24 protein-coding genes and 1 riboswitch are annotated in these 25027 nt (G+C 41.9%); of the genes, 6 read left to right on the top strand and 18 right to left on the bottom strand.

The annotated features are described in order from the left end of the window. Positions 1–17: 17 nt before the first annotated feature. The 6 genes from CYL18_RS03960 to CYL18_RS03940 all read right to left on the bottom strand — a co-directional run bounded on the left by CYL18_RS03960 (position 18) and on the right by CYL18_RS03940 (position 10450). Positions 18–695, bottom strand: coding sequence for a DUF2642 domain-containing protein (locus tag CYL18_RS03960; protein ID WP_104848133.1), 678 nt, complete (start codon positions 693–695; stop codon positions 18–20). Between the two features lie 506 nt (positions 696–1201). Further along, entirely contained in the window at positions 1202–2557 is a 1356-nt protein-coding gene (locus CYL18_RS03955; RefSeq protein WP_104848132.1) for an arsenic transporter, read from the bottom strand. After that, the gene (locus tag CYL18_RS19210; RefSeq protein ID WP_161497073.1) at positions 2550–2687 is read right to left on the bottom strand and encodes a hypothetical protein; all 138 of its coding nucleotides are present in this window, start codon (positions 2685–2687) and stop codon (positions 2550–2552) included. Before CYL18_RS19210 ends, CYL18_RS03955 begins: the two co-directional genes overlap by 8 nt. 612 nt (positions 2688–3299) lie before the next feature. Continuing rightward, positions 3300–3950: a hypothetical protein gene (locus tag CYL18_RS03950; protein ID WP_201741230.1), complete on the bottom strand. Its 651-nt coding sequence runs from the start codon at positions 3948–3950 to the stop codon at positions 3300–3302. Between the two features lie 1212 nt (positions 3951–5162). Beyond that, the gene (metH, locus tag CYL18_RS03945; RefSeq protein WP_104848131.1) at positions 5163–8603 is read right to left on the bottom strand and encodes a methionine synthase; all 3441 of its coding nucleotides are present in this window, start codon (positions 8601–8603) and stop codon (positions 5163–5165) included. Then, the gene (locus CYL18_RS03940; protein WP_104848130.1) at positions 8600–10450 is read right to left on the bottom strand and encodes a bifunctional homocysteine S-methyltransferase/methylenetetrahydrofolate reductase; all 1851 of its coding nucleotides are present in this window, start codon (positions 10448–10450) and stop codon (positions 8600–8602) included. The genes metH and CYL18_RS03940 overlap by 4 nt, the downstream gene beginning before the upstream one ends. Positions 10451–10535: 85 nt before the next feature. After that, positions 10536–10643: riboswitch (SAM riboswitch) on the bottom strand. Between the two features lie 123 nt (positions 10644–10766). Here CYL18_RS03940 and CYL18_RS03935 point away from each other — a divergent pair. Next, a complete protein-coding gene (locus tag CYL18_RS03935) occupies positions 10767–11363 on the top strand; it encodes a class I SAM-dependent methyltransferase (protein WP_104848129.1) in 597 nt (198 codons plus the stop codon). A 66-nt stretch (positions 11364–11429) separates the two neighbouring features. On the opposite strand, the gene CYL18_RS03930 is transcribed toward CYL18_RS03935, so the two are convergent. The 4 genes from CYL18_RS03930 to CYL18_RS03910 form a co-directional block, all read right to left on the bottom strand. After that, positions 11430–12098, bottom strand: coding sequence for a phosphatase PAP2 family protein (locus CYL18_RS03930; protein ID WP_104848128.1), 669 nt, complete (start codon positions 12096–12098; stop codon positions 11430–11432). Positions 12099–12132: 34 nt separating this feature from the next. Continuing rightward, positions 12133–13110, bottom strand: a complete 978-nt coding sequence (gene dapF / locus CYL18_RS03925; RefSeq protein WP_161497072.1) for a diaminopimelate epimerase — start codon at positions 13108–13110, stop codon at positions 12133–12135. A 94-nt stretch (positions 13111–13204) separates the two neighbouring features. Then, entirely contained in the window at positions 13205–13993 is a 789-nt protein-coding gene (locus tag CYL18_RS03920; protein ID WP_104848126.1) for a hypothetical protein, read from the bottom strand. A 629-nt stretch (positions 13994–14622) separates the two neighbouring features. Beyond that, positions 14623–14946: a DUF4870 domain-containing protein gene (locus CYL18_RS03910; protein ID WP_104848124.1), complete on the bottom strand. Its 324-nt coding sequence runs from the start codon at positions 14944–14946 to the stop codon at positions 14623–14625. Between the two features lie 140 nt (positions 14947–15086). Here CYL18_RS03910 and CYL18_RS03905 point away from each other — a divergent pair, with 140 nt between their 5' ends. Together CYL18_RS03905 and CYL18_RS03900 are read left to right on the top strand one after the other, a co-directional pair. Next, complete coding sequence (locus tag CYL18_RS03905; protein WP_104848123.1) at positions 15087–15869, top strand: undecaprenyl-diphosphate phosphatase; 783 nt, start codon at positions 15087–15089, stop codon at positions 15867–15869. A 255-nt stretch (positions 15870–16124) separates the two neighbouring features. Continuing rightward, positions 16125–16694 carry a GNAT family N-acetyltransferase gene (locus CYL18_RS03900; protein ID WP_104848122.1) on the top strand — a complete coding sequence of 190 codons (570 nt, stop codon included), beginning with the start codon at positions 16125–16127 and terminating at the stop codon, positions 16692–16694. A 51-nt stretch (positions 16695–16745) separates the two neighbouring features. Here the strand turns inward: CYL18_RS03900 and CYL18_RS03895 are convergent, their stop codons facing one another. Continuing rightward, positions 16746–16907 (bottom strand): YflJ family protein, encoded by a 162-nt coding sequence (locus tag CYL18_RS03895; RefSeq protein ID WP_104848360.1) that lies wholly within the window; start codon positions 16905–16907, stop codon positions 16746–16748. 145 nt (positions 16908–17052) lie between these two features. Between CYL18_RS03895 and CYL18_RS03890 the strand changes: the two genes are divergently transcribed. Beyond that, positions 17053–18408, top strand: coding sequence for an MATE family efflux transporter (locus CYL18_RS03890; protein WP_104848121.1), 1356 nt, complete (start codon positions 17053–17055; stop codon positions 18406–18408). Positions 18409–18454: 46 nt separating this feature from the next. Here CYL18_RS03890 and CYL18_RS03885 read toward each other — a convergent pair whose 3' ends face one another. Then, positions 18455–19216 carry an SDR family oxidoreductase gene (locus CYL18_RS03885; RefSeq protein WP_104848120.1) on the bottom strand — a complete coding sequence of 254 codons (762 nt, stop codon included), beginning with the start codon at positions 19214–19216 and terminating at the stop codon, positions 18455–18457. A 223-nt stretch (positions 19217–19439) separates the two neighbouring features. On the opposite strand from CYL18_RS03885, the gene CYL18_RS03880 reads away from it, so the two are divergent. Continuing rightward, positions 19440–19853, top strand: a complete 414-nt coding sequence (locus tag CYL18_RS03880; protein WP_236636219.1) for an Hsp20/alpha crystallin family protein — start codon at positions 19440–19442, stop codon at positions 19851–19853. A 33-nt stretch (positions 19854–19886) separates the two neighbouring features. On the opposite strand, the gene CYL18_RS03875 is transcribed toward CYL18_RS03880, so the two are convergent. Together CYL18_RS03875 and CYL18_RS03870 are read right to left on the bottom strand one after the other, a co-directional pair. Further along, positions 19887–20366, bottom strand: a complete 480-nt coding sequence (locus CYL18_RS03875) for a DUF6385 domain-containing protein (protein ID WP_104848118.1) — start codon at positions 20364–20366, stop codon at positions 19887–19889. Between the two features lie 85 nt (positions 20367–20451). After that, positions 20452–20859, bottom strand: a complete 408-nt coding sequence (locus CYL18_RS03870) for a FixH family protein (protein WP_104848117.1) — start codon at positions 20857–20859, stop codon at positions 20452–20454. A gap of 127 nt (positions 20860–20986) precedes the next feature. Here CYL18_RS03870 and CYL18_RS03865 point away from each other — a divergent pair, with 127 nt between their 5' ends. Continuing rightward, positions 20987–21232 (top strand): DNA alkylation repair protein, encoded by a 246-nt coding sequence (locus CYL18_RS03865; RefSeq protein WP_104848116.1) that lies wholly within the window; start codon positions 20987–20989, stop codon positions 21230–21232. A gap of 202 nt (positions 21233–21434) precedes the next feature. Here CYL18_RS03865 and CYL18_RS03860 read toward each other — a convergent pair whose 3' ends face one another. The 4 genes from CYL18_RS03860 to CYL18_RS03845 all read right to left on the bottom strand — a co-directional run bounded on the left by CYL18_RS03860 (position 21435) and on the right by CYL18_RS03845 (position 24982). Then, positions 21435–22913 (bottom strand): S41 family peptidase, encoded by a 1479-nt coding sequence (locus CYL18_RS03860; protein WP_104848115.1) that lies wholly within the window; start codon positions 22911–22913, stop codon positions 21435–21437. Positions 22914–22979: 66 nt separating this feature from the next. Further along, complete coding sequence (locus CYL18_RS03855) at positions 22980–23771, bottom strand: M15 family metallopeptidase (RefSeq protein WP_407984512.1); 792 nt, start codon at positions 23769–23771, stop codon at positions 22980–22982. An 87-nt stretch (positions 23772–23858) separates the two neighbouring features. Next, positions 23859–24563, bottom strand: a complete 705-nt coding sequence (gene deoD, locus CYL18_RS03850) for a purine-nucleoside phosphorylase (protein WP_104848113.1) — start codon at positions 24561–24563, stop codon at positions 23859–23861. A 98-nt stretch (positions 24564–24661) separates the two neighbouring features. Next, a complete protein-coding gene (locus CYL18_RS03845) occupies positions 24662–24982 on the bottom strand; it encodes a YodL domain-containing protein (protein ID WP_104848112.1) in 321 nt (106 codons plus the stop codon). Positions 24983–25027 lie beyond the last annotated feature (45 nt).

Raw genomic sequence — 25027 nt, 5'->3', positions numbered from 1 at the left:
ATCTACTTCACAGACTCTCATACTAAGTGCAGAGTCTTTATATGATGAAGATTTATCATAATGGGCTGATTCCTTGCTGCCTGTAATTCGACCATCTGCTCTTCAATATTATTTATTTTTCCTATATGATAATTACTTTCCCCAACATTAAATATGACAATATGATTTTTGAACTTTTCTATTTGAACTTCAAAGGTTCTAGCTAATGATGTATGAATTGCTGGCACCGGGAAGTTTTGATTCTCCAAACCATATGGAGGTTGACTGTTCGTATAAGGGATCAGCCATTTCAGGTGTTTGATTGCTATATACATCGTTTTATATATAGGGGAATGGAATACAAAATAGTTATTCATAATACTTGTTATATAGCCGTGCAAAGGCTTGCCTGCCGTGACATATATTTCAACAAACGCACCCTTTGCTTGTGTCAGAACCTTTCTTAATGAGATATCGTCTTTATCATATTCGGAAGTGATACTTGGAGAGTCTGTCGGTATCTCAATATCCCTTTTCTCATTGTCATCAACTTTCATTTTTTGGATATGGACTAACGGCATGTAATAGTAATCTTTCCCATCAAACAAAACCAGCGTATCGCTGCCTAATTTAACCAACCTGCCGCTAATATATATCTTCCCGGAGATTTCTATCCGTACCACTCTATTTACTAATCCTTGAATCATTTTATTCATGTCCATTCCTCCTTTCTCAAGCTTAAATAAAATCAGAGGGGCAACACTTAATCTGACATAAATCAACAAGGTCTGTTGTTTAACTTTCACCTGTCATTTGAACGACTAAAAAGTCCGCTAAATCACCAGCATCTCGTATAATAAATTCGCGATCTGCTACCAAAAGCTTGTCCTGTTTGAATAGATGCAGAAATTTATTCCGGATGGCTCCTTCTTATATAGTTATTTGTATAGTTGAACAGATTCATTGTAGGTTAGTTAAGGCCAATCCCTACCCATTATTCATACAACTGTTTCTTGGCAAGACCTTGGTCCGTTCATTTTGGCGAGCATCATCATGTTCAATCAGCATGAGATTTCCCTACTTTTAGCTGTAAAGCATAAGATTACTAACACTTTATAATGTATATGCAGGGCATCCCTTGTTTTCGTGAAAAGGGATACTCCTGTATATGGTCATTACACGATTAGCTGCCGCTTTCTCTCCATCTTTCATAGATATACTCCTAATGAAATAACAGGCTTACCCATACATAAAGACAAAACAGACTTACAATAAGGCCAATTGGAATGACAAAGGCTGTCACTCTTAGATATTGCCCCCATGTCATTTTAATCGAGTGCTTTTTTAGTTCATACATCCAAATCAGGGTGGCTAGTGTTCCTATAGGGGTTAATAATGCACCAATATCTGCTCCAATGACATTTGCAAGATAAGTAATCTTTAATAGCATAGGATCTAAATTCATATCCGTTATTGATAAAGTGGCAATCATAACGGCAGGAAGATTATTAAATAGATTTGAAAGGAGAGTAGATACAAATCCCATCACGAATGTAGCGTTTAAAGTACCTTGTACAATGGTTTCCCTTAATAAATGGACGATAAAATCATTTAACCCAATATTACGCAGTCCATATACGAGGACATACATATTAAATGCAAACAACAAGATATGCCATGGGGTTTTTTTTACTATATCAACAGGAGTGGTCCCCATTTTAAACCACCTTAAAATGATCAGTACAGATGCACCAACTAGACCAATCCATTCAGTAGGAATTCCAAATGGAGCAAATGCGAAAAAACAGGCCCTGGTAGCTACAACGATGACAATACTTATTTTTATTGACTTCCAGTCAATATTCTCATTTTCTCTACTCACATCAATTGGCTTAGACTCCATGAGTCGAGAGTATCCTGCTTCGGTTTTTCTATAAGGTGAGAAGATTTTACGGGGAATATTTTTTTTATGATAACGATACATCAGATAGTAAATTGTTAAGATACCAATCATTGAAGGAACAAACATCATATATACATAACTATTTAAACTTAATCCGACAATTTCCAATGCTATTAGATTGGATATATTACTGACGGCAATCGGGGCGCTTGCTGCAGTTGCAATGATTGCACCGGAGATTAAATAAGGTGAAAACTGGCGTGGGCTTAACTTCAACATCGTAATAATATGAATGATTATAGGTGTTGTAATAAGAATACTGCCGTCGTTATTAAATAACATCGTCATCAGAAAGCAAAGAAGATTCGTATATATATATAATCTAATGCCTGAACCTCTTGATCTGTTTACTATATTAATTGCAATCCACCTGAAAAGACCTATACTCTCAAGCACAATTGTCATCATGATGGTGGATAATATCGTCAGAGAAGGACCACTAACAACATTGAGTATCCCAAATACATCGCCCCAAGAAACGATACCTGTCATTAAAACGACTGCCGCACCAATAGATGTGGGGACGATTTCATTTATCCCCCTTGGTCTCCAAAGCATAAATATAATGGTTAGTGCAAAAACCACTAACATTATAGTTACAGTGTTTTCAAGCATGTACATTCCCCGCTTTTTCTTCAGCAATTATAAGTTCATCAGCATGCTTAACGGCTTTTCTCTCATATGGCAATTTGATAAAAATTTTATAAAACAATCCACCGACCACTGTAAAATATACTACCATCATTGTTTTATCCCCCCTTTTTTATATCATCGTTCTACTGCTATCATTAGCCTTCGGATTATTGAAGTTACACTCTTTCCTCATCTTAAATAGTTTCCACTACCATGATTTCCAAAAGGATGTTGTCTAGATGACGTCTCTCATTTCTTCTACGTTTTTACTAAACTTGTCCGGTAATAAAGATGAATATGCAAAAAGGGGGTTCCTGAACAACTTCCTTTTTCATACAATTGTGCTGTTTTATATAATCGATAAGAATGGCCTTATCATTTTTAACCTAATATAATCAACCGTAGTACCGATAAACAGTCCACTTAGGCATTTATAGTCACCCATTTATATTGCAAAGAGTTCAAAACATGAATAAAATAAACTCTCTCAAGAATCAGGAACAACCGCAGGAACTGACTTGATAGCCATTGACACTCTTCGGAAATTCAAGAACCCCCTCTTATGAATTCTGCCGCTCCTCCATATAGTAGTGATTGAAATTAAGTTAGATCAATCAGCTTTACCTATTCATCATTTTTCTACTCCGTTTTTCCCTCTTTTGCCTCACCTTTATTTACTGTATTACCTTGTTTTTTGCCGCCTTTTTCTTTAGCTGCGTCTTTTTCATTTTGTTTTATTACCTTGTTTTTTGCCGCCTTTTTCTTTAGATGACTTTTTTCCATTTGCTTTATCATCTTGTTTTTGGCGGTCTTTTTCTTTAGATGACTTTTTTTCATTTGCTTTATTATCTTGTTTTTGCCCGTCTTTTTCTTTAGATGACTTTTTTTCATTTGCTTTATCATCTTGTTTTTGGCTGTCTTTTTCTTCAGCTTGTTCACTCTCTATTTTTTCAACTTTAACTCCATAACTGATGTTGCGGATATGATACATCGAAAGTCGGATAACTTCTTCATTCGAAATAATGGTGATATAATCATCAGCAGCTTCGTCAAGCACACCTTCAAGCTTTTCAGGGCCACCGCGGTTTACCTGTACCCAACGGAATCTTAAGTTGTCTAAAACACTCTTAAAATCCTGCGCTTTTATATTTTCAAAGCCTTCAGGAATATCAAATTGCAAATCTAATCCTTGTTTAACATTATCAGTCACACTCTTGATATGGTGTGTATTATAAAATACTACTCCATCTTCTTTAGTAAGAACTGTAATATAATCATCTGCTACGGAGAGTATTTGTCCAATACGGGACTCAGGGCCGCCTCTGTCTATCTTAACCACTTTACCTTGTAAAAAATGGAACCATTCTTTTTTCATCTTTTCTTTGCCTCCTATAATATTTTCCTGTTATGTATATGTGTCATACAATGACATTGAAACAGCTATTCGCCCTTTTATAGCCTTAACAGATTTAAATTGAATATCATCTGGCAACAAATCTTGCTAGAATTGCTCCGGTATGCGGTCCATTCCCCTAATATAATAAAGGCCCCCAAGACGAACCTTACGTTTACCATCATCCGGAATTTCACTCAACTGTATTTTTCATAAATTTTTTCTCTATATAATATATCGATGATTATTTATTCAGTACCTGACCTGTAGTAAACCGGTTACATACTGTCTGTAATAGTTAATTATCATTAGGTATTATAGATACTTTAAGCAAGCTCCCTATAGTCATTTAGCGATGGATTTTCAGTAAGGTTCCAGACTATTGCTTTCTTAACATATAAGATTGCTTCCATGTACCTAAAACAAGACCTGTTGAGCCTCCTACCTTAAAACGCCTATTAAATTGGTATAACGATATATAAATATTTAACATATTTTATTAATCCCCCCCAATTTCTTTTTTATATTTATCATACGAATGCAAGGTTCCGTTTAGGCAAATAGGCCAATTCTTCATTTTTCTACATAAGCCTGTACACTATTACCGCTTCTCTCATACTCTGAGAATACAAAGCATGAAAAAGTAGTGAAAAGTTTGAGTAATCTTAAGCAATCCAAAAAAAATCAGCAGAAAAAGATGAGGCAATTAGTCTATTTGGCAAGAAGGAATCTGGCGATAAGAAGGCTTCTGACGGCAAGAAAGGACCGGGACATGATAAAAAATCACCAAGGTGACCTAACTTCTTGATATCCTGACAGCAACTTTTCACCGCTCTTGATCACATATCTTAAAATAGGCATGATGCTGCATCTTAAAACAAAAAATCCGCTATACCAACGCATATGTCTAAAAATGACAAACGTTGATATAACGGATTTTCTCGATTAATATCCCAAGAAAGATTCCAGTTCCAGACCAACACCTAAGAAGGTCGTTGGTCTATCCAGTTGAGTACGTAAATACACTATGTTTTTTGTGTACATAGTTTAAACTACGACCTTTATATCTTCTTCCTTAAGTACTCAAATAACTTTTTCATCTACAACTACTAATTGGAGTCGTTTTATTGTAGGATTACCAGCAGGAGGCTTAAAATTTATTTTTTCTTGAATTCACCCGCAACCCTGGTCTCCTCAACCGCGGCTCTCAACATTAAAATACCTAGCATCCGGATGTGAGAACACGAGCGCAGATACTGAGGCCTCCGGCTCCATCATAAACCCTTCCGTTAGATGGATTCCAATGTCCTCTGGCTTTAAAAGACCAAATAGCTTCTCTTGGTCTTCGAGATTTGGACAGGCAGGATAGCCGAATGAGTAGCGCTGGCCTATGTACTTGGCACTGAAGCGCTCCTTCATCGTCATGTCGACGGAATCGTGGATGCCCCAGGCATCGCGCATCATATGATGAAGACGTTCGGCGAAGCCTTCTGCAGCTTCAAGGGCGAGCGCTTGGATGATATGGCTCTTCAAGTACTCTCCGTCCCGCTTCCACTGGTCAGCGATTTCTTTCACACCCTTACCGCTCGTAACAATCATGAAGCCTACATGATTCCGTGACTCTGCTTCCTCATTCGCCACATAATCGGCTAAGCATAGATATGGGTTCTTCCTTTGCCTTGGGAAGGTGAAGCTCTCGATGACCTCTGTCCTGCTTTCATCAGAATAGATCTTTAGCGTGTTTCCTTCACTGGCCGCCGGATAGAATCGGTAAGTGGCGTTTAATTTGATTAAGTCCTGTTCAACAATCTCGTTGACAATGTTGAGCAGGTTCATCACTTTAGGGTCTTCCTCAGCAATCAGCTTTTCAATATTGCCCTTCAAGCCGAAATGATGGCCAAACAGCATTTGCTTATTAATATACGGGTACACCTGCTTTAGCGGGTAATCCCTAAGGATATGCCGATCCAAGTCTTCTGGTAGAGGAGGGTTTTGTTCGTCACCCACGGTCTTATGCGGGATTTCTCCGTCCTCATTTACTTCCGTTTTAGTGGATGCTGTGACCTTGTCAGCTGCTGCGTCTTCTTTGCGGGAAGGAAGAAAATCTGTTTGTTTATCTTTATCATGGAGCTGGTTCACGAGATCAAGCCCATTCATCGCGTCCTTCGCATAGACGACAGGTCCATCATATTCAGGGGCAATCTTATTCCCGGTAAATTTTCTTGTCAGGGCAGCGCCGCCAACGATGATGGGTGTATCAATCCCTGCTTCCTTCAAGTCCTGTGCCGTGATGACCATTTGCTGCGCTGATTTAACGAGCAGACCGGATAGGCCAATAATAGTCGGGTTTTCCTTACGCACTGTTTCAATCAAGGTTTGCGGGGTCACCTTGATACCAAGGTCCACGACCTCATAGCCATTATTGCTTAATATGATATCAACAAGGTTTTTGCCAATATCATGGACATCTCCTTTGACGGTTGCGAGCACCATTTTGCCTTTGACCGATTTGTCACCCGAGCTTGTCATCAGCGGCTCAAGCTGAGAAACGGCCGCCTTCATGGCCTCCGCGCTTTGAAGTACCTCTGCGACAATCAGCTGGTTGTCATTAAACAATTCACCGACCGTTGCCATTCCGGACATTAATGGCCCGTTAATGATATCAAGCGGAGCCATTCCTTCTGATAAGGCTTCTTCAATATCCTCTTTAAGTCCTTCCTTCGTTCCCTCGATGATATATTCAGGTAGTCGCTCCAATAAGGGAAGCTTCTCTTTTTGCTCCTTTTGCACCGGTTTCTTTGTGCGGTAAAATTCCACAAATTTCGAGAGGGTCTCATCAGAATTACGGAATAATAATCCTTCCGACAATTTGATTTCCTCCTCTGGAATGAGGGCAAATCTCTGCAGGTTTTCTGTATTAACAATGGCATAATCAAGGCCTGCCTTTGTGCAGTGATACAGATAGACTGCGTTCAGCACTTCCCTTCCTTCAGAGGGCAGTCCAAAGGAGACATTGCTGATTCCGAGTATCGTTAGCGTGCCTGGGAACTCTTCCTTGATTGCCGCAAGCCCTTTGACTGTTTCAGCGGCTCCGTTGCGGTATTGCTCATCTCCTGTGCCGACCGGGAATACAAGCGAGTCAAAAATGATATCCTCTGGCTGAATCCCATATTTCTTCGTTAATAATTCATAGGAACGACGGGCAATTTCCAGCTTACGACTTGCCGTGACCCCCATTCCCTTCTCATCAATTGTTCCGACGACCAGCGCCGCACCGTACCGTTTAGCAAGCGGGATGATTTTCTCAAACCGTTCTTCCCCATCCTCGAGATTAATTGAATTGATGATGGCCTTCCCTTGGGAATAGCGGAGGGCTCGTTCAATCACTTCTTCATCTGTCGAGTCAATGACAAAGGGCACCTTCACTTTGTTAGTGACAACCTTCATGAATTGCTCCATATCACTAACCTCATCACTATCCGGGTCAGCGAGACACACATCGATGACATGAGCACCCTTTTTCACCTGTGCACGGGCGATTTCTGCCGCCTCTTCAAATGCTCGATTCTTTATAAGCCGTTTGAATTTGCGCGATCCGATGACATTTGTCCGTTCACCGACAAATAAAGGACGCATGGAGTCATCATAGGTTAGCGCTTCAATGCCTGAAAGCATATGTTTCACCTGCGGCTCAGGCGCCTTGCGCGGCTCAATCCCTTTCACCGCTTCAGCGATTGCCTGAATATGATCTGGCGTAGTCCCGCAGCAGCCTCCAACAATGTTGATCCATCCTTTTTCCGCAAATTGTTTAATTTTCTTTGATAAGGATTGCGGCGTTTCATTATATTGGCCGTTTTCATCTGGGAGACCGGCGTTTGGATAACAGCTGACAGCACTCGGAGTCAGCTCAGATAGGCTGCGTAAATGCTCTGCCATGAATTCAGGGCCGGTAGCGCAGTTCAGGCCAATCGCCACTGGATTCATATGTGCGGCAGATATGTAAAAGGACTCAATGCTCTGGCCCGCAAGTGTTGTACCCATCGGTTCAATCGTACCTGATAGGATAAGAGGAAGCTCAACACCTTTATCCGTAAACGCATTTTGCATCCCGATATAGGCAGCCTTGACATTTAGCATATCCTGGCTTGTCTCAAGGAGGAGAATATCAGCCCCTCCGTCAATCAAGCCCTTGACTTGTGTTTCATAGGAATCGACGAGAGTTTCAAACGTCGTACCGCCTGTGACAGACAGCGTCTTGGTTGTCGGTCCCATCGAACCGGCGACAAAGCGCGGTCCCGCTTGCACCCCCAATTTATCGACTGCCTCTCTCGCAAGCTGGGCTGATTTCACATTAAGCTCATACGCAAGATGGCCTAACCCGTATTCATCAAGAACAATGGGAGTCGCTCCAAACGTGTTCGTCTCAATAATATCTGCGCCCGCAAGCAGGTATTTCTCATGAATAGACCTGATTGCATCTGGTCTTGTGATAGATAAGTACTCATTGCACCCATCAAAGTCCTCACCGCCAAAATCCTCTTCTGTAAGATTGAGCGCTTGGATCATCGTTCCCATCGCCCCATCTAAGATAACGATTCTCTCATTCAGTAAACATTTTAGTTTTTGCGCATTCATCGTTCAAACACTTCCCCGCTTATGACAGATTTCTTCTTGCTGGCATAGGAAACTAGTTCCCCGCTTAGCTCATACCTCATAAAAGGCGTAATGATATAATGTCCGTTAAAATATTCCGCAGCCGCATCCAATAGCTCCTTAGAGATGGCAAGGCTTTCCCTCATGCAGGCTTCCGTATTCGTACCGGCACTCTCCATCGCCCGTAAAACCTTTTCTGGCAGAGTGATTCCGGGAACCTCATTATGCAAGAAAGAAGCATTGCGATAGCTCGTCAACGGCATAATCCCGATGAAAATTGGCGCTTGAATATGCTTGGTTGCTTCATAGACCTCACGAATTTTTTCAACCGAGAAGACTGGCTGTGTCAGAAAATAGTCTGCTCCAGCCCCAATTTTCTTCTCCATTCGCACCACGGCCTTGTCTATATACTTCACATTAGGATTAAATGCTGCAGCAACCTCAAAATTCGTCTGACCGCCAAGCGGTTTCCCTGAATAGGAGATGCCTGCATTGAATTGCTTAATCAATGAAATCAAATCAATCGATGATAAATCATAGACAGACGTCGCACCCGGGAAGTCTCCAATTTTAGAGGGATCGCCTGTCACTACGAGGACCTCATTCAGCCCCAATGTGTGCATCCCCATCAAATGGGATTGAAGACCAATCAGGTTATGGTCACGACACGTTAAGTGAACAAGCGGATTTTTCTTATGTTCTGCTTTTAGCATCGAGGCAATCGCCACATTTGATATACGCGGAGAGGCCAGGGAATTATCTGCAAGGGTAATCGCGTCAGCACCCATTTCATGCAAGTATTTGCTTCCCTTCATAAATTCCTCTACCCCGAGCGTTTTTGGCGGATCCAATTCAACTAGAATCGTCGGGTCTTGCTTGACTTTCCCTAGGATGGTTTGCTTTTTGGGATACTTAAACTCATATGTGTAGACATGAGTTTTTCGGCTGATAACCTCCTTCTTCTCCGTCAGAGGCACAAGTCCGAGTATCCCCCTCTTAATTGCTCGAATATGTTCAGGCGTTGTCCCGCAGCAGCCTCCAATCAGTCGAACCCCCTGCTCAATCAGCTGTTTCGCGGCATCCGCAAAATAATCAGCATTAGTTGAATAGACATAACGCCCGTTATCCAAATCAGGCAGACTCGCATTCGGATAGGCTGAATGGTACGTCTCTTTATTTAATGGCACTTCCTCAAAGGATCGAATCATATGATACGGACCCATCCGGCAATTCAGGCCGACGATGTCTGCTCCGTTTTCTTTAATCATCTCAAAGGCATCCTTAACCTGCATACCGTTTTGGAGCAGACCAACCTCATGCAAGGAAATATTGGCGACGATCGGCAAGTCCGTTTCCTTTCTCGCAATCGCCAGCACGCTCAATAATTCCTCCAGGTCATAATAGGTTTCCAAAATCAGTCCATCCGGCTTCTCTTGAAGCAGCGCATCAAGCTGCTCCTTGAAATAGACCCCGATTTCCTCCAAGCTAAGCTCAGACTTCCGGACACTCCGAAGGCCGCCAATCGTGCCTAGTACATAGACCTGACCATTTGCCGCTTCCTTGGCGAGCCGGACGCCCTCCCTATTAATCCTTGCAGTTTCCCCTTCCAGGCCATAGCGCTTCAGTTTATGATAATTAGCACCAAATGTATTCGTCTGTATAAGGTCTGCTCCTGCTTCTATGTATTCCTTATGTAAGGCGACGATTCGCTCCGGATTGGTGAGATTTAATTCCTCATAGCATGTATCTATCCCAAAGGAATAGAGTAATGTTCCGCTGGCTCCATCTCCCACAAGGATTTCTCCCTTAAGCCTCTCTAGTAAATTCATGATTTTCTCCTCCCTTGATATGCAGATGGATAACCGATTATAAAGAAAGAGCCTTTCAAAAATGAAAGCCCCTTGTTCAGTACGGCACTCATCTTCCAAGCTATGCTTGCTGGATTTAGCACCTTGGACTACACACTCGGTCCAGGTTGCTGAGGTTTCCTCGGGCCAGTCCCTCCACCTCTCTAGATAAGAAAATATTGGATTGTTTATTTAATTTACTACAATTTTTCAGTTATTTCAATTTATTTAGAAAATTATCTCCAAAAAGTTATCTACCTTCAGCTTTCGGGTAGTAAATGACAGAGGTGATGTAAACATGAAGGATTTCATTTCAAAACAATTTAAAGAACCGAAGGGTTTAGTGGGAAAAGCGGCCGGGAAAGTGATGGCTTATGAAAATGGCGCTTTATACGACTGGACTTTCCATAAGCTAGGGATCAATAATGGTGATATGGTGCTTGAGATAGGATTCGGTCCTGGCGAAGGCTTGAATAAGCTTCTTTCTTCCTTCCCGAAATGTACGGCCGATGGCTACGACCCTTCAGAGGCCATGGTTGAACTAGCTAAAGAGAAAAATGAGGATTCCATAGAAAGCGGTCGACTTCGAATCAGGAAAGGGACTGCCTTTGACGTACTAACGGAAAATCAATACGATCGCATATACAGTGTCAATAGCTTCCCGATGTGGGAAGAGAAAGAACAGGCCATTCAACACCTGCACTCTATTCTAAAAAATGAGGGAACAATATCCATCACTGTTCAGCCCCGGCAAAAAGAAGCTACCATCAAGGAAGCAATGAGGCTATCCGATGAAATATCAGCCTACCTGAAACAGGCTGGCTTCCATACAATCAAAATGGATGATAAAGAGCTCAAACCCTGCACTGCCATTTGCGTGAGCGGAACAAAATAGCGAAACAAAAACGCCTCCTCGCCAAGCTCATTTAAGAGAGTTGGCAAGGAGGCTTTAATGCCCTTACTATTTCCTCTTCCTTCTTCCCAGATAATCCACATACTTAAATACCACGGCAGAAATAATCAGCCAGACACCGCCGGCTGCATAACCGGCGAGTACATCGCTCGGATAATGGACACCCAGGTAAATACGACTGTAGCCCATAAGCAGGATCATCATGGAACAGACAAAATATACTGGAACTCTTATTTGCCACTTCTTCGTCATCCGTGTAGCAATAATCATCAAAGCACCATACAGAATAAAAGAGGACATCGAGTGCCCGCTTGGAAAGCTGAACCCATTTTCGACGACAAGCGGATTTAAGGATGGACGCTCGCGTTGAAATGTCCATTTTAAATAACGGTTAACGAAGGCACCGGATAGAGTGACATAGATGAGAAAGGCTGTACTCAAATAATTCCGTTTCCAGATAAACCAAATGGAAAAGAGGATGACCAGAACTGTATTCCCCTTCACTGATCCGAGGCTCGTCAATAAAACCAAAAGCTTTGTGCTCAAATCATTAATGCTTCCTTGCACGACGTGAATGATTCCCATATCAAAGCGGTACACGCTCTCTCCATCAATCCCTCTGGCAAGATCAATAAAGAGATAGGTTAATGATACCAGCAGGAGGATTGAAATAAGCAACCTCACTGGTTTAAATTGAAATCGTTCATTCAATGGCACAAGCTATCACACACCTTACTTTGTTAGTATACTATTAGATTGCCCCAACGATTTCCTTCACATGATTGACGAATGCATGATAGGCTGCCACTTCTTCTTCATGTATCTCTTTATTTCCAAACTGGACTTCCCTATGCTTAAGATCAACAGTTATGGTTTGCTTATACTCATAGGTTGCATTTCCAATCAAATCGATCCATGTTTTCTCTGGCATGTCATGAACTTGGCATTTCACCATACCCCCAGGATTGTACACGTTAAGAAGGACTTCATCCTCCAAAGACCTCTCCCATTTGGTCACAAGGCTTGATGCCGACATCGCGGTTCCGCATGCATTTGTAAACCCAACTCCGCGTTCATATGTACGCACAAAGATATCTTTGTCACTCATCACATTTATAAAGCTCACGTTCACGCCATCCGGGAACCATTCATTCTCACCGTTCACATACTTTGCGATTTTCTCCTGCTTGTCCGATGCGAGGACTTCCTGGCTGACAATCGATACAAGATGCGGATTGGGCACAGATAAAGTCGTAAAGATAAGCTCATCATCCAAGAATGGCAATCGCTCTTGAATGATTTCATCCTTTTCCGTATTCATCGGGAGAGCTTTCGTTGATTTTAGCACAGGAGAAATTTCCACTCTGAATGTTGGAATATCCTGATAGATTTCCGGCTCCCTCTTCACCGCGAGGTCAGCCTTCATCGTTTCAATGATTAATTCATCCTTACCCAGCTTCTCAGATACATAACGCCCGACACAGCGGAGCCCGTTTCCGCACATAGATGCCTCCGTTCCGTCTGCATTAAATACTCTCATCTTGGCATCTGCTGTATTTGAGGCTTGTACAAATAAAATACCATCGGCACCATCTTCACCAGTCCGCTTGCAAACAGCAAGGGAAAGAGCACTTCGCTCTTCTTCTGTGATGGCCAATTCCCTGCTCATCTCGTCAATTAAATAAAAGTCATTACTAGAACCATGCACTTTAATTGCTCTAATTTCCACTGCTTCATATCTCCCTTCACACGTATCCTTCAATTAATCAATCATTTCTCTATTATATGATAAAAACTAAAGCATTCCATACGATTTTTCCCTATCAATGATTTTGTCCCTGCAAATAATCCACACAATAACTAAAGGCAATTCGTTTCTCATTCTCTGTAGCCTCAGTAAACGTCAAGACCGGCATATTCGCATCAAGGAACCGTCCGCTGGCATAAGCAGGCATCCAGCCGCTATTACATTCAGCAAACGGGCGTTTATTAATCGCTTGAACGACCTTAAAAGCAGCAGCATGCTCCATTTTTCCTTCATATTGCCTGATGCCGTATTCATTCATCACACCGCTTAACCTCATCTCTTGCTTATAGACACCTATCTCCTGCCTGTTTGCATCCATAATGGAAATCGAACCATTCATCCCATGCTTCACTTTATATTCTGCTACCGGATTGCCCTCATTATCAACTAATAGATATCTTCTTGGCATAAACAGCAGCAGTGATGCCGGAATTATCCACATCCAGATATTGCTCCGTTTATCCTTCAAGCTTCCAGCGTATACACCATCACCAGTAAAAAATAGCAAATGTAGTGTCGGAGATGGCAAAAAGGCGATGAATAATTGTGTTTCTCCTAAAGGCGAGGTTCGTCTTCGCTCTTCGGTTTCTCGCAGCTCCCCCTTTTTCAAGAATAACATTCCAAATCTATTTAAAGACACACATCCCAAAATAAAAAACGGAATAATGCCCAATCCGCTGACCAGGTAATTTCCTTTAGTAAGGAATAACAGCAATCCAAAGCAGCACCCTGAAGCAAGGAAATACACAACCGCTTCCCCTTTATATATCTTAAGGACACGGTCATAATATTCCGATATCGTCATAACCCTTTCACCACCAGCTTGTTTGGCTTTAAGCATCTATCATTCTAGTCTATGTATCTTCTATCAAAATTAGTCATAGAAGTCGTTTTTTAATAGTCTATCTGAATCTTTATCTTTTCAGCCTGCTGATGTTGTGAAAGATGGAGGGACATCCCGCCTGCCAAACCTAAGACAAAAGAGGCTGGGAAATAACTGGCTTTTGATAACGAAAAAAGTGAAATGGATGCGGTCCATATCACTGTTGTCTTGATTGGATTCATTTGTTCTTCTATTGCTCTTTCACATATATCCCATAGGTCATTAAAAATTCTCGTTTTCATTTTGATAGGATATCGTCAGAATTCTGTTCACTTCCATTCCAGGTTCTGCTTCAGCGAGTCAAAGTTATGTTCCTCAATTTGATTTAAGAACGGTATCTGGCCGGGTATCCGTGGGATTCAGGCAGATACTGTGAGTCAAAATGCAGGGTAAGGAAGTTGGCCTGAGACAGCTCTGCTGAAAATAGACTCCACTTCCATAAGGTATAAAAATACCCCTAAATCGTTCTACAATTTAGGGGCGATGATTTCTATAGATCAGGTTTTATCTACAGTCTAACAGCCAGGAGAACCTCCTCGCCAGCAGTTAAATTATTTAAAAAAACGAATAACGAACGGTATTTGATAATATTGACCGGTGAATGCTTTCACAGCGCCAATTACCGTAAATACAAGGATATAGATGCTTATTAGCCATGCCAGTATAATACCGATTCCGATAAACGCCAATATGAATGCAACGAGCGTATAAATGGTATAACTGATCAAAAAATTGAAGTATTCCTTACAATGGTAATCGACAAAGTCAGAATCATTCCTCTTAAGAAGCCAAATAACAAGCGGTCCAAATAAGACGAACACAAAGCTGCTTAAATAGACAGCGCCTGCCCAAATTTTATCATTGCTATGTACCATATATATGTCCTCCTCTGGTGTTGTCTCATCATTAATTACGTTAGAGTTCCCTATATAGTTTCAAAAATCACATACCAATTACCGGTAGGACATACAATGGTTGTAAAGCGAATCCCAGAGCTATAGAAAGGGTGAAAAATATGTTTGCTGAATGGAAAGCCATGATTCTTGGCATCATCCAGGGCTTGACCGAGTTCTTGCCAATCTCAAGTACCGGCCATTTATATATCGGGCGACATTTGTTTGGGTTGGACGAGGCCGGCCTCCTCCTTGATACGCTGCTGCATACAGGAACATTAATTGCCTTACTTATTTTTTATTGGCATGAGATTATGAAGCTTCTTCGCAATCCCTTCTCTAAGATGACAGGTTTGTTGATCATTGGGACTTTGCCGGCAGTCATAGCAGGCGTTTTGTTGAATGATTTCTTTGAGGAAATCTCAAAGACCGGCATCACAATCGGGTGGGAATTTCTTGTCACAGGAATCATCCTTTGGTGGGCAGATGTCATGCCAAAGCAATCGAAGGATATGAAGGATATCACCTATAAAAACGCTCTGTTCATTGGTGTTTTTCAAGCGGCGGCAATTTTCCCTGCCATCTCACGTTCTGGCTTCACACTCGCTGCTGGTTTAATGAGCGGACTGAACAGGGAGACAGCCGCCTACTTCTCTTTTCTTCTATCCATCCCAGTCATTTTCGGGGGGATTTTATTTAAGGGGGCCGACCTTTTGAACGGGTCAGTGGAGGCTATCAGTTTCAGGGGGCTGCTCGTCGGGACTTTATGTGCGGCGATATTCGGTTATCTGGCTGTTTCTTGGATGATTAAATACGTCAAAAATCATTCCTTAAAGCCCTTTTCTCTTTATGTCATAACGCTTGGCATTCTCATTCTTTTCCTGCAGACATTAGGGATTTTTTAGATCGAACAACCCAGAAAATTACAAATAAAATTTTTACGAAAAATGACGAAAAAAAACTATTTGCTTTTTGAAGAAATTCTTGTATGATACTTGCAGTAATATAATTTCATAAAGCAAAAATTAGGGAAGGCAAATGGTGCGCCACCAGTAATGGTCCTAGTGGGTTCGATTCCCACCCCGAAATTTTTTATCTACTTTAAAAAATTTCGAGGGGAAATCGCAGTTAGCGGCTGCCCTCATACGGAGGCGATCTGTATGTTGAAGAAACGTGATCTATCTGACTGTCCGGTTCTTTTTGATTTGATGACCCATCCTGATGTCTTTCCCTATGTTCGTCATAAAACGAAGCAATATGAGGAATACTTGTTCATCACCAAGCAGACAATCGAGGCGGAGGAACGCGGAGAGCTCATCTCACGCACAATCCTCGATGAATGGGGTAATCCTATCGGGACCATTACACTGTATGACATTTCTAATAATGCCGGTTTTTTAGGCACTTGGCTCGGGAAGCCTTATCATGGAAAAGGATTTAACGCACTGGCCAAACAACAATTCTTTGAAGAATTGTTTTTCAACTTAAATATCGAGACAATTTTCCTGCGCATTCGCAAGAATAATATTCGTTCCTTAAAAGCTGCATTAAAAATGCCCTACACGCTTGCCGCAAACGAAACACGAGCTTCGCTGTATGAGGAAATCAATGCAGAGGGACCTATATACGACCTTTTCGAAATCTCAAAGGATCATTTCATGCTGGCACAGAAGCGGTTTGATACCGAGGTTTCGGCTGAACTGTCCATCTATGGAGCAAAAGAAGCATAAAAAGTGCGTGACAGAGCAAAGCATCTTTGCAGCCCTGTCACGCACTTTTTTTTACATATGCGCCCCTCTCTTCTTTTCACTGGTTTGCTCATAAAGCTGCCGGAGTACGTATGTTTTGTAAAGCTCCAGTTTCCGGCGTTCGATTGGATGCTTCGTCACCCCAAGCTCCTTTAATTTTGCCACGTACCAGCCCTTAGATCCTATGTAGGACATTCTCTCCCCCCAATGCATCCTATACTCCACTCCTTTTAAGATTATGGGGCGACAATTGAGAATATTCATCTTTTTATTCTTCTTTTCTCTTTTTAAGATTATGATAGTAATTAAAGCATAAAGAATTCATTCGGAGGCTACATTCATGGTTCAGTCACTATTCACAAAAGAAAAAACATCCAAGATGATGATCGTTTTCCTGCCTATCCTTATAACCCAGCTCGGATTATTCGCGATCAGCTTTTTTGATACGTTCATGTCAGGTAAATTCAGCCCTGTAGACTTGGCAGGTGTCGCAATTGGAACATCCTTATGGCTTCCCATCTATAATGGCTGTTCAGGCATTCTTCTGGCGGTAACGCCCATTGTTGCCCAGCTGTTCGGACAAAGAACTAAACCTCAGTACATAAGAGAGGCGGTCATGCAGTCAATCTACCTTGCACTCATAATGAGTGCCATATTAATTGTTTTAGGATTTGCCTTCTTAAACTCGATGCTTGATTTCATGAATTTAGAGCAAGAGGTTAAGCGGATTGCCTTAGAATATCTAATTGCATTGTCATTCGGAATTATCCCTTTATTTGTATATACGGTGTTAAGATGCTTTATCGATGCTCTCGGAAGGACATCCGTATCCATGTTTATCACGATTGTGGCCCTGCCGGTAAATATCGCTGCCAATTATGCATTCATTTATGGTAAATTCGGTCTGCCAGCATTCGGTGGTGTTGGGGCAGGTATTGCTTCATCGATTACCTATTGGATTATTATGATCATCGCCATCTTGATAACAGCTTATGTTCATCCCTTTTCCCAATATGGATTGCTGCGCTCCTTGCCTAGACCATCCCTTAAGGAATGGAGTAATACGATGAAAATTGGGCTTCCTATAGGGATGGCCATCTTTTTTGAAACTAGTATTTTCGCCGCTGTGACACTGTTCATGAGCTCCTATGATACCATCACGATTGCCTCTCACCAGGCAGCCTTGAACTTTGCGTCCTTTCTGTATATGGTGCCATTGAGCTTTTCCATGGCACTGACGATTCTAGTCGGACAGGAAGTTGGGGCGAATCATTTCAAGCGTGCCAGAGAATACAGCCTAATGGGAATCTTCTTCGCTGTAGGCTTCTCCTGTATAAGCGCAATCATCCTTGTGCTGTTTCGTGATCAAGTCGCATACCTTTACACGAATGAACATGATGTAGCCATTTTGACAGCAAAGTTTTTGATATTTGCGATTTTCTTCCAGCTGTCCGATGCCCTGCAGGCTCCTATCCAAGGGGCCTTGCGAGGATATAAGGATGTCAATGTCACATTCTTCATGACCTTGCTCTCTTATTGGATTATCGGTTTGCCGGCTGGATATGTGCTAGCAAACTTTACATCATTCGGAGCATTTGGATATTGGATTGGCTTAATAGCAGGCCTGGCCATGGGGGCGACTGGATTGAGCTTAAGGCTCCTTATCGTCCAGCGCAGAATGAAAGCCTCAAATTAAATAAAAAAACTCGCAAGCCTGATTTCCACAGCCCTTGCGAGTTTTTTTAATGGTATTTAGAGAGGACGTTTTGGCCTCCTGTGACTGGGATGACAGCCCCTGTAATAAAGTCTGAGTCTTGTTCGCACAAGAAGGATATGACACGAGCGATATCAGACCCTGTACCAGGTCTTCCGATAGGCACATTCTCAGTCTCCGCGTTTCTGTCAGGCTCTTTCATTTCCTTATATGGATGTACGATATCTCCAGGGCATACCATATTTACGGTAATTCCATGCTCTGCCTCTTCAATCGCCAGCGTTTTCGTCAGCGAGGTCAGACCCGACTTGGCCGCCGCAAATGCTGATCGGTATTTCCAGCCTGGCGCTGTGTTTGATTGGTCAAACCCCATCGTAATAATGCGTCCCCATCCATTTTGCCTCATTGGAGGAATCAATTCCCGGGCAAGGAGAAAGAAGCTTGTCAAGTTCCCATTAATCATGTAGTACCATTCTTCTTCTGTATATTCTGTCATGGTTTTGCGGTCCTGAATATACGGTCCTGCGTTATGTAGAAGGATGTCAAAATGCAAGCCAAGCTTCCTGCATTCTTCCAAGAGTTCTCCGTGTGCCTCTCGCTTGACGGCATTATAAGGGAGAGCCCTGGCGCTTATCTGATACTTCTCTGCCAGCTCATCCATGAAGGCTTCCGCTCGCTCTTTACTATGGAGATAAGTTGTCACAATGGAATAGCCATCCTGAGCTAGTCGCTCAGCTGCAACTCGTCCAAGACCGCTTGCCGAACCGGTAATCAAAGCTGTCCGTTTCATCGACGTATAACCTCCAGACTCATTTTTCAAAAAGATTTCTTCCATCTTATTATACTGAATATTGTATGCCTATGACCATGATGATGATTAACGGAAAGGGCCCATGACGCATATAGTATCATTAACACAATCTGCTACTCGCGAAAGTTGAGGTGATATATTGTTCCCTTGGAATCTATTCCCTAACAATAAACAACAGCAAATGCCTGATTGGATGAAATACTTGAATCAATCAGGGCTGGAAAAACAAATGGAACAATTATTATCCATGTTATCGCCTGAGCAATTCGGAAACTTAATGAAACAAGGATTATCCAGCGGAACCGCTCAAGAAGCTGACCGCGATGAAGAGTCAAGAAGCAGTATTCAACCAGCCATTTTCGAAACCCATGATTATGTATTTGTTCGTTTGCCCATAAAAGAAGAGGAATTGCCGAGCCTCAAGCTATACCACACAAACAACCGGGTCATCCTAAGCGGCTTACCTCCAAATACTGAAGAAAGCTTGACCTACCCCCTTCCATGCCTCGTGAAGAAGAAAGGGGCTAAATCAAGCTATAAAGATGGCATATTAGAAATTATCCTCTTCAAAATTCCTGACTCCCAATACTCTGAAATATCTGTGCCTGAATGGTAATGAATAGACATAGCAGAGATCTATCTGCCATGTCTATTTCTCGCCTTGCAAGAACACAAGACCTTTATCACCTGTCTGTCCCATTATTTCCACCTTAACGAAACGAAGCTTCTTCTGACAATCCAGTATTTCAAGCTTGCCGTTTTCAATCTCTATTTTATGGATTGTTGAAGCATAGTGACCATTATCAGGACTGACATAAAGCGAGCCATGGATCGAGCGGTCATTTGGGTTAGCGATTGCAAGGGTGAAATTTTGCAGCCTTTGAATATCAAAAATAATATGTGCTTTCCCCGTTGATTTGATGAATAGTTCTTTTTTGATGTTGACATATTCATTCTCCCCGAGGCTCCTTGTCATGGCCTGAAATTCCCCTATATCCAAGCCGGCAATTTCCTTAATATGCAGTTCTGTCTGATTATGGGTTTCCTGCAGGTACGAACGTTCTTCTCGCTGAAGCCGGAAGATTTGTCCTTGATCGCGGATAATCCGGTTACTTTTTTCAGTTGACATCCAAATCTCACTCCCCTATTTCCGAGGATTCCTTACATATATGTATATGGCTTGTTAACCAAAAAAAGACATAATCAGATAGCTATTAGGGAGTTATTTCAAATTCTTCAGATGGCATGGAATGCATATCCCTTGCCGTTACATGTGTTGTGATTGTATAGCCGCCTTCTTCAGGGAAGGATTTCTCCATTTGATAAACGCCGTTCTCCTGATTTTTCACCTTGATGATCTCAGTGTCTGGATCCCCTTCACGGGCAAATTCAAACTCCACTTCCTTCGCATCCTCAACAGGCTTACCATCTTGTGTCACTTTTGCCTCAAAAACGACATTCTCATTCACCTTGGCAGGACTAGCTTTTATTGCAATCTCCACCTCTAAAATCCCTGAACTATGATTAGCTTGTTTCTTTTCACTCTCTATTGATTGGCTGCAGCCTGCCACAAGTAAAACCATCATAAGAGCTAATACCATAACTATGGCATTCTTTTTCATCCCTTACATCCCCTTTTTCCCATTCCATCGTTTCCCCTTGCATTCCCTTCTTGGACGCTTAGGGTAATGGACATGCATATTCCTTTCCCTTTTAACAAAAAATAATGTGAAAAGGAGGTCGTTTGTCATGTCACAGCCATATTGCTGTCCTAATTGCAAAACAAATCGCTCACGCTTTAACGTCATCGAGCAAACACCTATTTACGTGAAATTAGATCCGCAGTCCGGAACGATTGTCCAGATGTATGCTGATGATGAACTAGAGGCTTATCATCTTCCATACAAAGGACCCGGCATTCGGGTGCAATGCGCATCCTGCGGCTTAATAGAAGATGAGAAAACATTTATCGCCTTCGGTTCACGGCACATATAAACAAAAAAGGAATACGCTTCCTTTTGTAGTGTATCTCACTTCTAATGTAACAGGCAATGTTTCTATCCTATATAATTTAAAAGTCGAGCTATCTGCTAGATAGCTCGACTTACCTTCATCGAATTTCTTCTTTTCTCCATTAGCCTTCATTTTATATGAGTAAATAAAACCGCCATCCCCAATAACGAGGATGACGGTATTGTTATTTCTTCAGCTCTTCTACAGCAGCCTTCACCTGCGGATTATCCTTATTGATTTTTTCGCGCAGCTGATTCATTAGTTCAGTTGTTGTCTCACCGGTTACAACTCCACTTTCCTTAATACCCTGGTCTTTTTGGAATTGTTTTACGGCTGAAGCTGTGCTTGTATCATATGCAGTATCGACTGTTCCCGGGTCATACCCTAGTGCTTCTAGCATTTTCTCTATGTTTTCAACATCTGCGGAAGATGTTCCTTCCTTTAATTCCTCTTCTGGATTGACATAGGTTAAATTAGCATAAGCAGGGAGCTCAACCTTCACGTCTGGGGTAATTCCCTTCTTATGAATCCAGTTGCTATCAGGAGTCAGCCATTTGGCAGTCGTAAATTTAAGATTTGAGCCATCGTTGAAGTCTTGAGCTGATTGAACGGTACCTTTTCCATACGATTTCACACCGATTAGCGGAATATCAGCCGATTCCTTCAATGCAGCTGCCACAATCTCAGATGCGCTTGCACTGCCTTCATCAATTAACACAGCTGTTGGAAGGTTTACCTTATATCCGTTCCCGGATGCTTTTGTAATTTCTTTGTTGCCATTTCGGTCTTCCACCTGGTAGAGTATCTTACCGCCATCGACGAACATATTGGCAATTTTATGAGCCTGGTCTAACAGGCCGCCCGGGTTTTGTCTCATGTCGAGAATAACGCCTTTAGCTCCATCCTCTTCCGCCTTTTTCAAGGCATTTTCAACCTCTTCTGCCGTATTCTCAGAGAAGCTTGTAATTTGAATCTTGGCGATATCGTCTGAAACCATTTCAGAATAAACGGTTTCAATCGGAATGGTATCACGGGTGATTTCAACCTTCATGGTGCCTGATTGTCCTGGCCGTTGAATGGTCAAGTTTACTTTTGTGCCTTTCTCGCCTCGTATCAAAAGAACGGCATTGCTCGAGGACATACCTTGCAGGCTTTCGCCATCAACCTCAAGAATGATGTCACCAGCTTTTAAACCGGCTTCCTCAGCAGGTGCACCCTTTATTGGGGAAACGATGACGATTTGGTCGTTCTCTTGCTGAATCTCTGCCCCAATTCCTTCGAAGGATGAGGAGATACTCTGATGGAAGCTTTTTGCTTCATCGGTTGACATGAAATCAGAATATGGATCATCAAGGGATTCCACCATGCCATTTATGGCACCGTTAACGAGCGCATCCTCATCAACATCCTCAAAATAGTAATTCTCCAATGTATTGTATACTTCATAAAGTTTGGAGAAGTCTCCATCTGGATTACTTGAGAGGAGCGAGCTTCCGTTTCCGGTGTTCGACTGAGCTTCCCCCTTTAAGAGATATACGGTTGCTCCGGCCGTAAGCAGCACAAGAGCCAAGCCGCTCAAAATGATATAAAACCACTTAACCTTTATGTACCCTTTCTTCTCAGGCTGATTTAGTCCTGGTTCTTGTTCGTGTTCCTTATCCAACTTGATTCACCACTTTCATCGTCACATTTCAACTGAAAACTTACTCCATTATACCAAACTCCTGGTTCATTCTTCCACAAGCTGGACATATTCCTCAAAGGACAGTCCGAGCGAATAAATCTCTTTTGCGACCTCTGTTCCTACATAGCGGACATGCCATGGTTCATACATATAGCCAGTGATATTTTCTTTCCCCTCTGGATAGCGAATGATAAACCCATATTCAGATGAATGTTCCGCTAGCCATTTACCTGCTTCCGTATTTCCGAAGTCCTGGTTTAAGTTATAAAAATTCTCCGCACTGGAGACGTCCATTGTCAATCCAGTTTGATGCTCACTTTTCCCCGGCTCTGCGATAGCTTGCTGAGCATGCTCTGCACCGGAAGCAGCGACTTCTGCTGTATATAGCTGCTGCTGGCGTTCATAGGAGCGGAAGCCTGACACGGCAACAATTTCAACTCCATCCTCTAAGGCAGCATTAAACATTCTCGCTAAAGCTTCAGCAGCCTCTTTTCTCATTAATTTCTTTTCATGCTTTTCGTCAAAAGAAAACTTTACCTCAGGCTCAACTAGATCCTCTGCACGATAGCCGATTGGAAGGCTATACTCCTTATTGACAAGAACCTGTATATTCTCCGGGTTCTGGATATAGTTAATGCCATCCTTGGTTTCTATGATATTCAGCATTTCGGCCGTCAAAGCATACTCTTCTTCCTCGCCCTTCGTCTCCTCTTCTACAGGTGTCTCTTGCATATTTACCGCTTCTTCTGTTTCTTGCTGACTGTTATTCTCAAAAATACCGCATGCTGAAAGCAGCATAGTCATTGATGTCATCAACGCAAGAACTGGTTTCTTCAATAGTCTCATCCCTTATTGTTCATCCTCTATCTAAAATATGTAATGATAAAGGCTCCGGATTAACCGAAGCCTTCTACACTTTCCCTATTATACTTCAATCGCAGCATCTAAAGCTACTTCTATCATATCATTGAAAGTAGTTTGACGTTCTTCAGCTGTTGTTTCTTCTCCTGTAAGGATGTGATCGCTGACCGTTAAGATGGACAGCGCTTGTCTTCCGTATTTCGCTGCCAATGTATATAAAGCAGTTGTTTCCATCTCGATTGCCAAGATGCCATATTTCGCCCAAAGCTCATGATTTGCTTTGTCATTATAGAATTGGTCTGCTGTAAAGACATTTCCGACTTTTAAATTCAGCCCTTTTTGGATGCCTGTATCATAGGCTTTCTTCAATAGATCGAAATTGGCTGTTGGAGCAAAATCAATTCCATCGAACAATAGCTTATTCATATTAGAATCCGTAGAAGATGTCATGGCAAGTATAACGTCTCTGACCTTCACGTCTTTTTGAATCGCCCCGCAAGTACCTACACGAATTAATTTCTGAACATTATAGCTTGCCATAAGTTCATTCACGTAGATAGAAATGGATGGCACGCCCATTCCTGTGCCTTGAACGGAAACTCGTTTGCCTTTATACGTACCCGTATAACCAAACATATTTCTCACTTCATTATAGCAAACCGGATTTTCTAAAAAGGTTTCAGCAATGTATTTGGCTCGTAATGGATCACCCGGCAATAATACTGTTTCAGCTATTTCATTTTCCTTTGCTCCGATATGTACGCTCATCTTTGAATTTCCTCCTTAACGTTAGATTAACGGCAGTCTATCCAAAGATTACTATATCATAAGCTTAGTGAAATGAAAAAAGTCGAATAATTAAGACTTCAACAAACATGCAGACGGTTGACCTCTGTCCACCCGCCTGATTGGAGACGATAATACCGCTTTCGTTCATAATGGTCTACAATCATGATAATATCACCGCTCATTACGGTTCTTCCTTGATAATCTTTCGGAATGAGATCTTTTATATTAAACATTTTGAATACTTTCGATACAACGTCAAAATGGCTATCCCCGTTGATGATTCCCCTATATACCATCTTATAGCCCTTTCTGTCTCTTGGATGCTCTGTTTGGAATAGAGCAATCTCGTAATCTTTTTTCCTCAAGGCTGACCAGCTTAATCTCTTTGATTTCAACATAACTATCCCCTCCTTGAATCATTTAATTATATTAATTTCACAAAC

The sequence above is a fragment of the Pradoshia eiseniae genome, from assembly GCF_002946355.1.
GTDB lineage: Bacteria > Bacillota > Bacilli > Bacillales > Pradoshiaceae > Pradoshia > Pradoshia eiseniae.
The sequence above is the reverse complement of the archived record's forward strand: the minus strand, read 5'-3'. Positions and strand labels throughout refer to the sequence as shown.

Excerpts from the sequence above, each read along its gene's own strand:
- CYL18_RS03960 (WP_104848133.1), bottom strand. The coding sequence starts at position 695 with ATGAATAAAATGATTCAAGGATTAGTAAATAGAGTGGTACGGATAGAA.
- CYL18_RS03955 (WP_104848132.1), bottom strand. The coding sequence starts at position 2,557 with ATGCTTGAAAACACTGTAACTATAATGTTAGTGGTTTTTGCACTAACC.
- CYL18_RS19210 (WP_161497073.1), bottom strand. The coding sequence starts at position 2,687 with ATGATGGTAGTATATTTTACAGTGGTCGGTGGATTGTTTTATAAAATT.
- CYL18_RS03950 (WP_201741230.1), bottom strand. The coding sequence starts at position 3,950 with ATGAAAAAAGAATGGTTCCATTTTTTACAAGGTAAAGTGGTTAAGATA.
- metH (WP_104848131.1), bottom strand. The coding sequence starts at position 8,603 with ATGAATGCGCAAAAACTAAAATGTTTACTGAATGAGAGAATCGTTATC.
- CYL18_RS03940 (WP_104848130.1), bottom strand. The coding sequence starts at position 10,450 with ATGAATTTACTAGAGAGGCTTAAGGGAGAAATCCTTGTGGGAGATGGA.
- CYL18_RS03935 (WP_104848129.1), top strand. The coding sequence starts at position 10,767 with ATGAAGGATTTCATTTCAAAACAATTTAAAGAACCGAAGGGTTTAGTG.
- CYL18_RS03920 (WP_104848126.1), bottom strand. The coding sequence starts at position 13,993 with ATGACGATATCGGAATATTATGACCGTGTCCTTAAGATATATAAAGGG.
- CYL18_RS03910 (WP_104848124.1), bottom strand. The coding sequence starts at position 14,946 with ATGGTACATAGCAATGATAAAATTTGGGCAGGCGCTGTCTATTTAAGC.
- CYL18_RS03905 (WP_104848123.1), top strand. The coding sequence starts at position 15,087 with ATGTTTGCTGAATGGAAAGCCATGATTCTTGGCATCATCCAGGGCTTG.
- CYL18_RS03900 (WP_104848122.1), top strand. The coding sequence starts at position 16,125 with ATGTTGAAGAAACGTGATCTATCTGACTGTCCGGTTCTTTTTGATTTG.
- CYL18_RS03895 (WP_104848360.1), bottom strand. The coding sequence starts at position 16,907 with ATGTCCTACATAGGATCTAAGGGCTGGTACGTGGCAAAATTAAAGGAG.
- CYL18_RS03890 (WP_104848121.1), top strand. The coding sequence starts at position 17,053 with ATGGTTCAGTCACTATTCACAAAAGAAAAAACATCCAAGATGATGATC.
- CYL18_RS03885 (WP_104848120.1), bottom strand. The coding sequence starts at position 19,216 with ATGAAACGGACAGCTTTGATTACCGGTTCGGCAAGCGGTCTTGGACGA.
- CYL18_RS03875 (WP_104848118.1), bottom strand. The coding sequence starts at position 20,366 with ATGTCAACTGAAAAAAGTAACCGGATTATCCGCGATCAAGGACAAATC.
- CYL18_RS03870 (WP_104848117.1), bottom strand. The coding sequence starts at position 20,859 with ATGAAAAAGAATGCCATAGTTATGGTATTAGCTCTTATGATGGTTTTA.
- CYL18_RS03865 (WP_104848116.1), top strand. The coding sequence starts at position 20,987 with ATGTCACAGCCATATTGCTGTCCTAATTGCAAAACAAATCGCTCACGC.
- deoD (WP_104848113.1), bottom strand. The coding sequence starts at position 24,563 with ATGAGCGTACATATCGGAGCAAAGGAAAATGAAATAGCTGAAACAGTA.
- CYL18_RS03845 (WP_104848112.1), bottom strand. The coding sequence starts at position 24,982 with ATGTTGAAATCAAAGAGATTAAGCTGGTCAGCCTTGAGGAAAAAAGAT.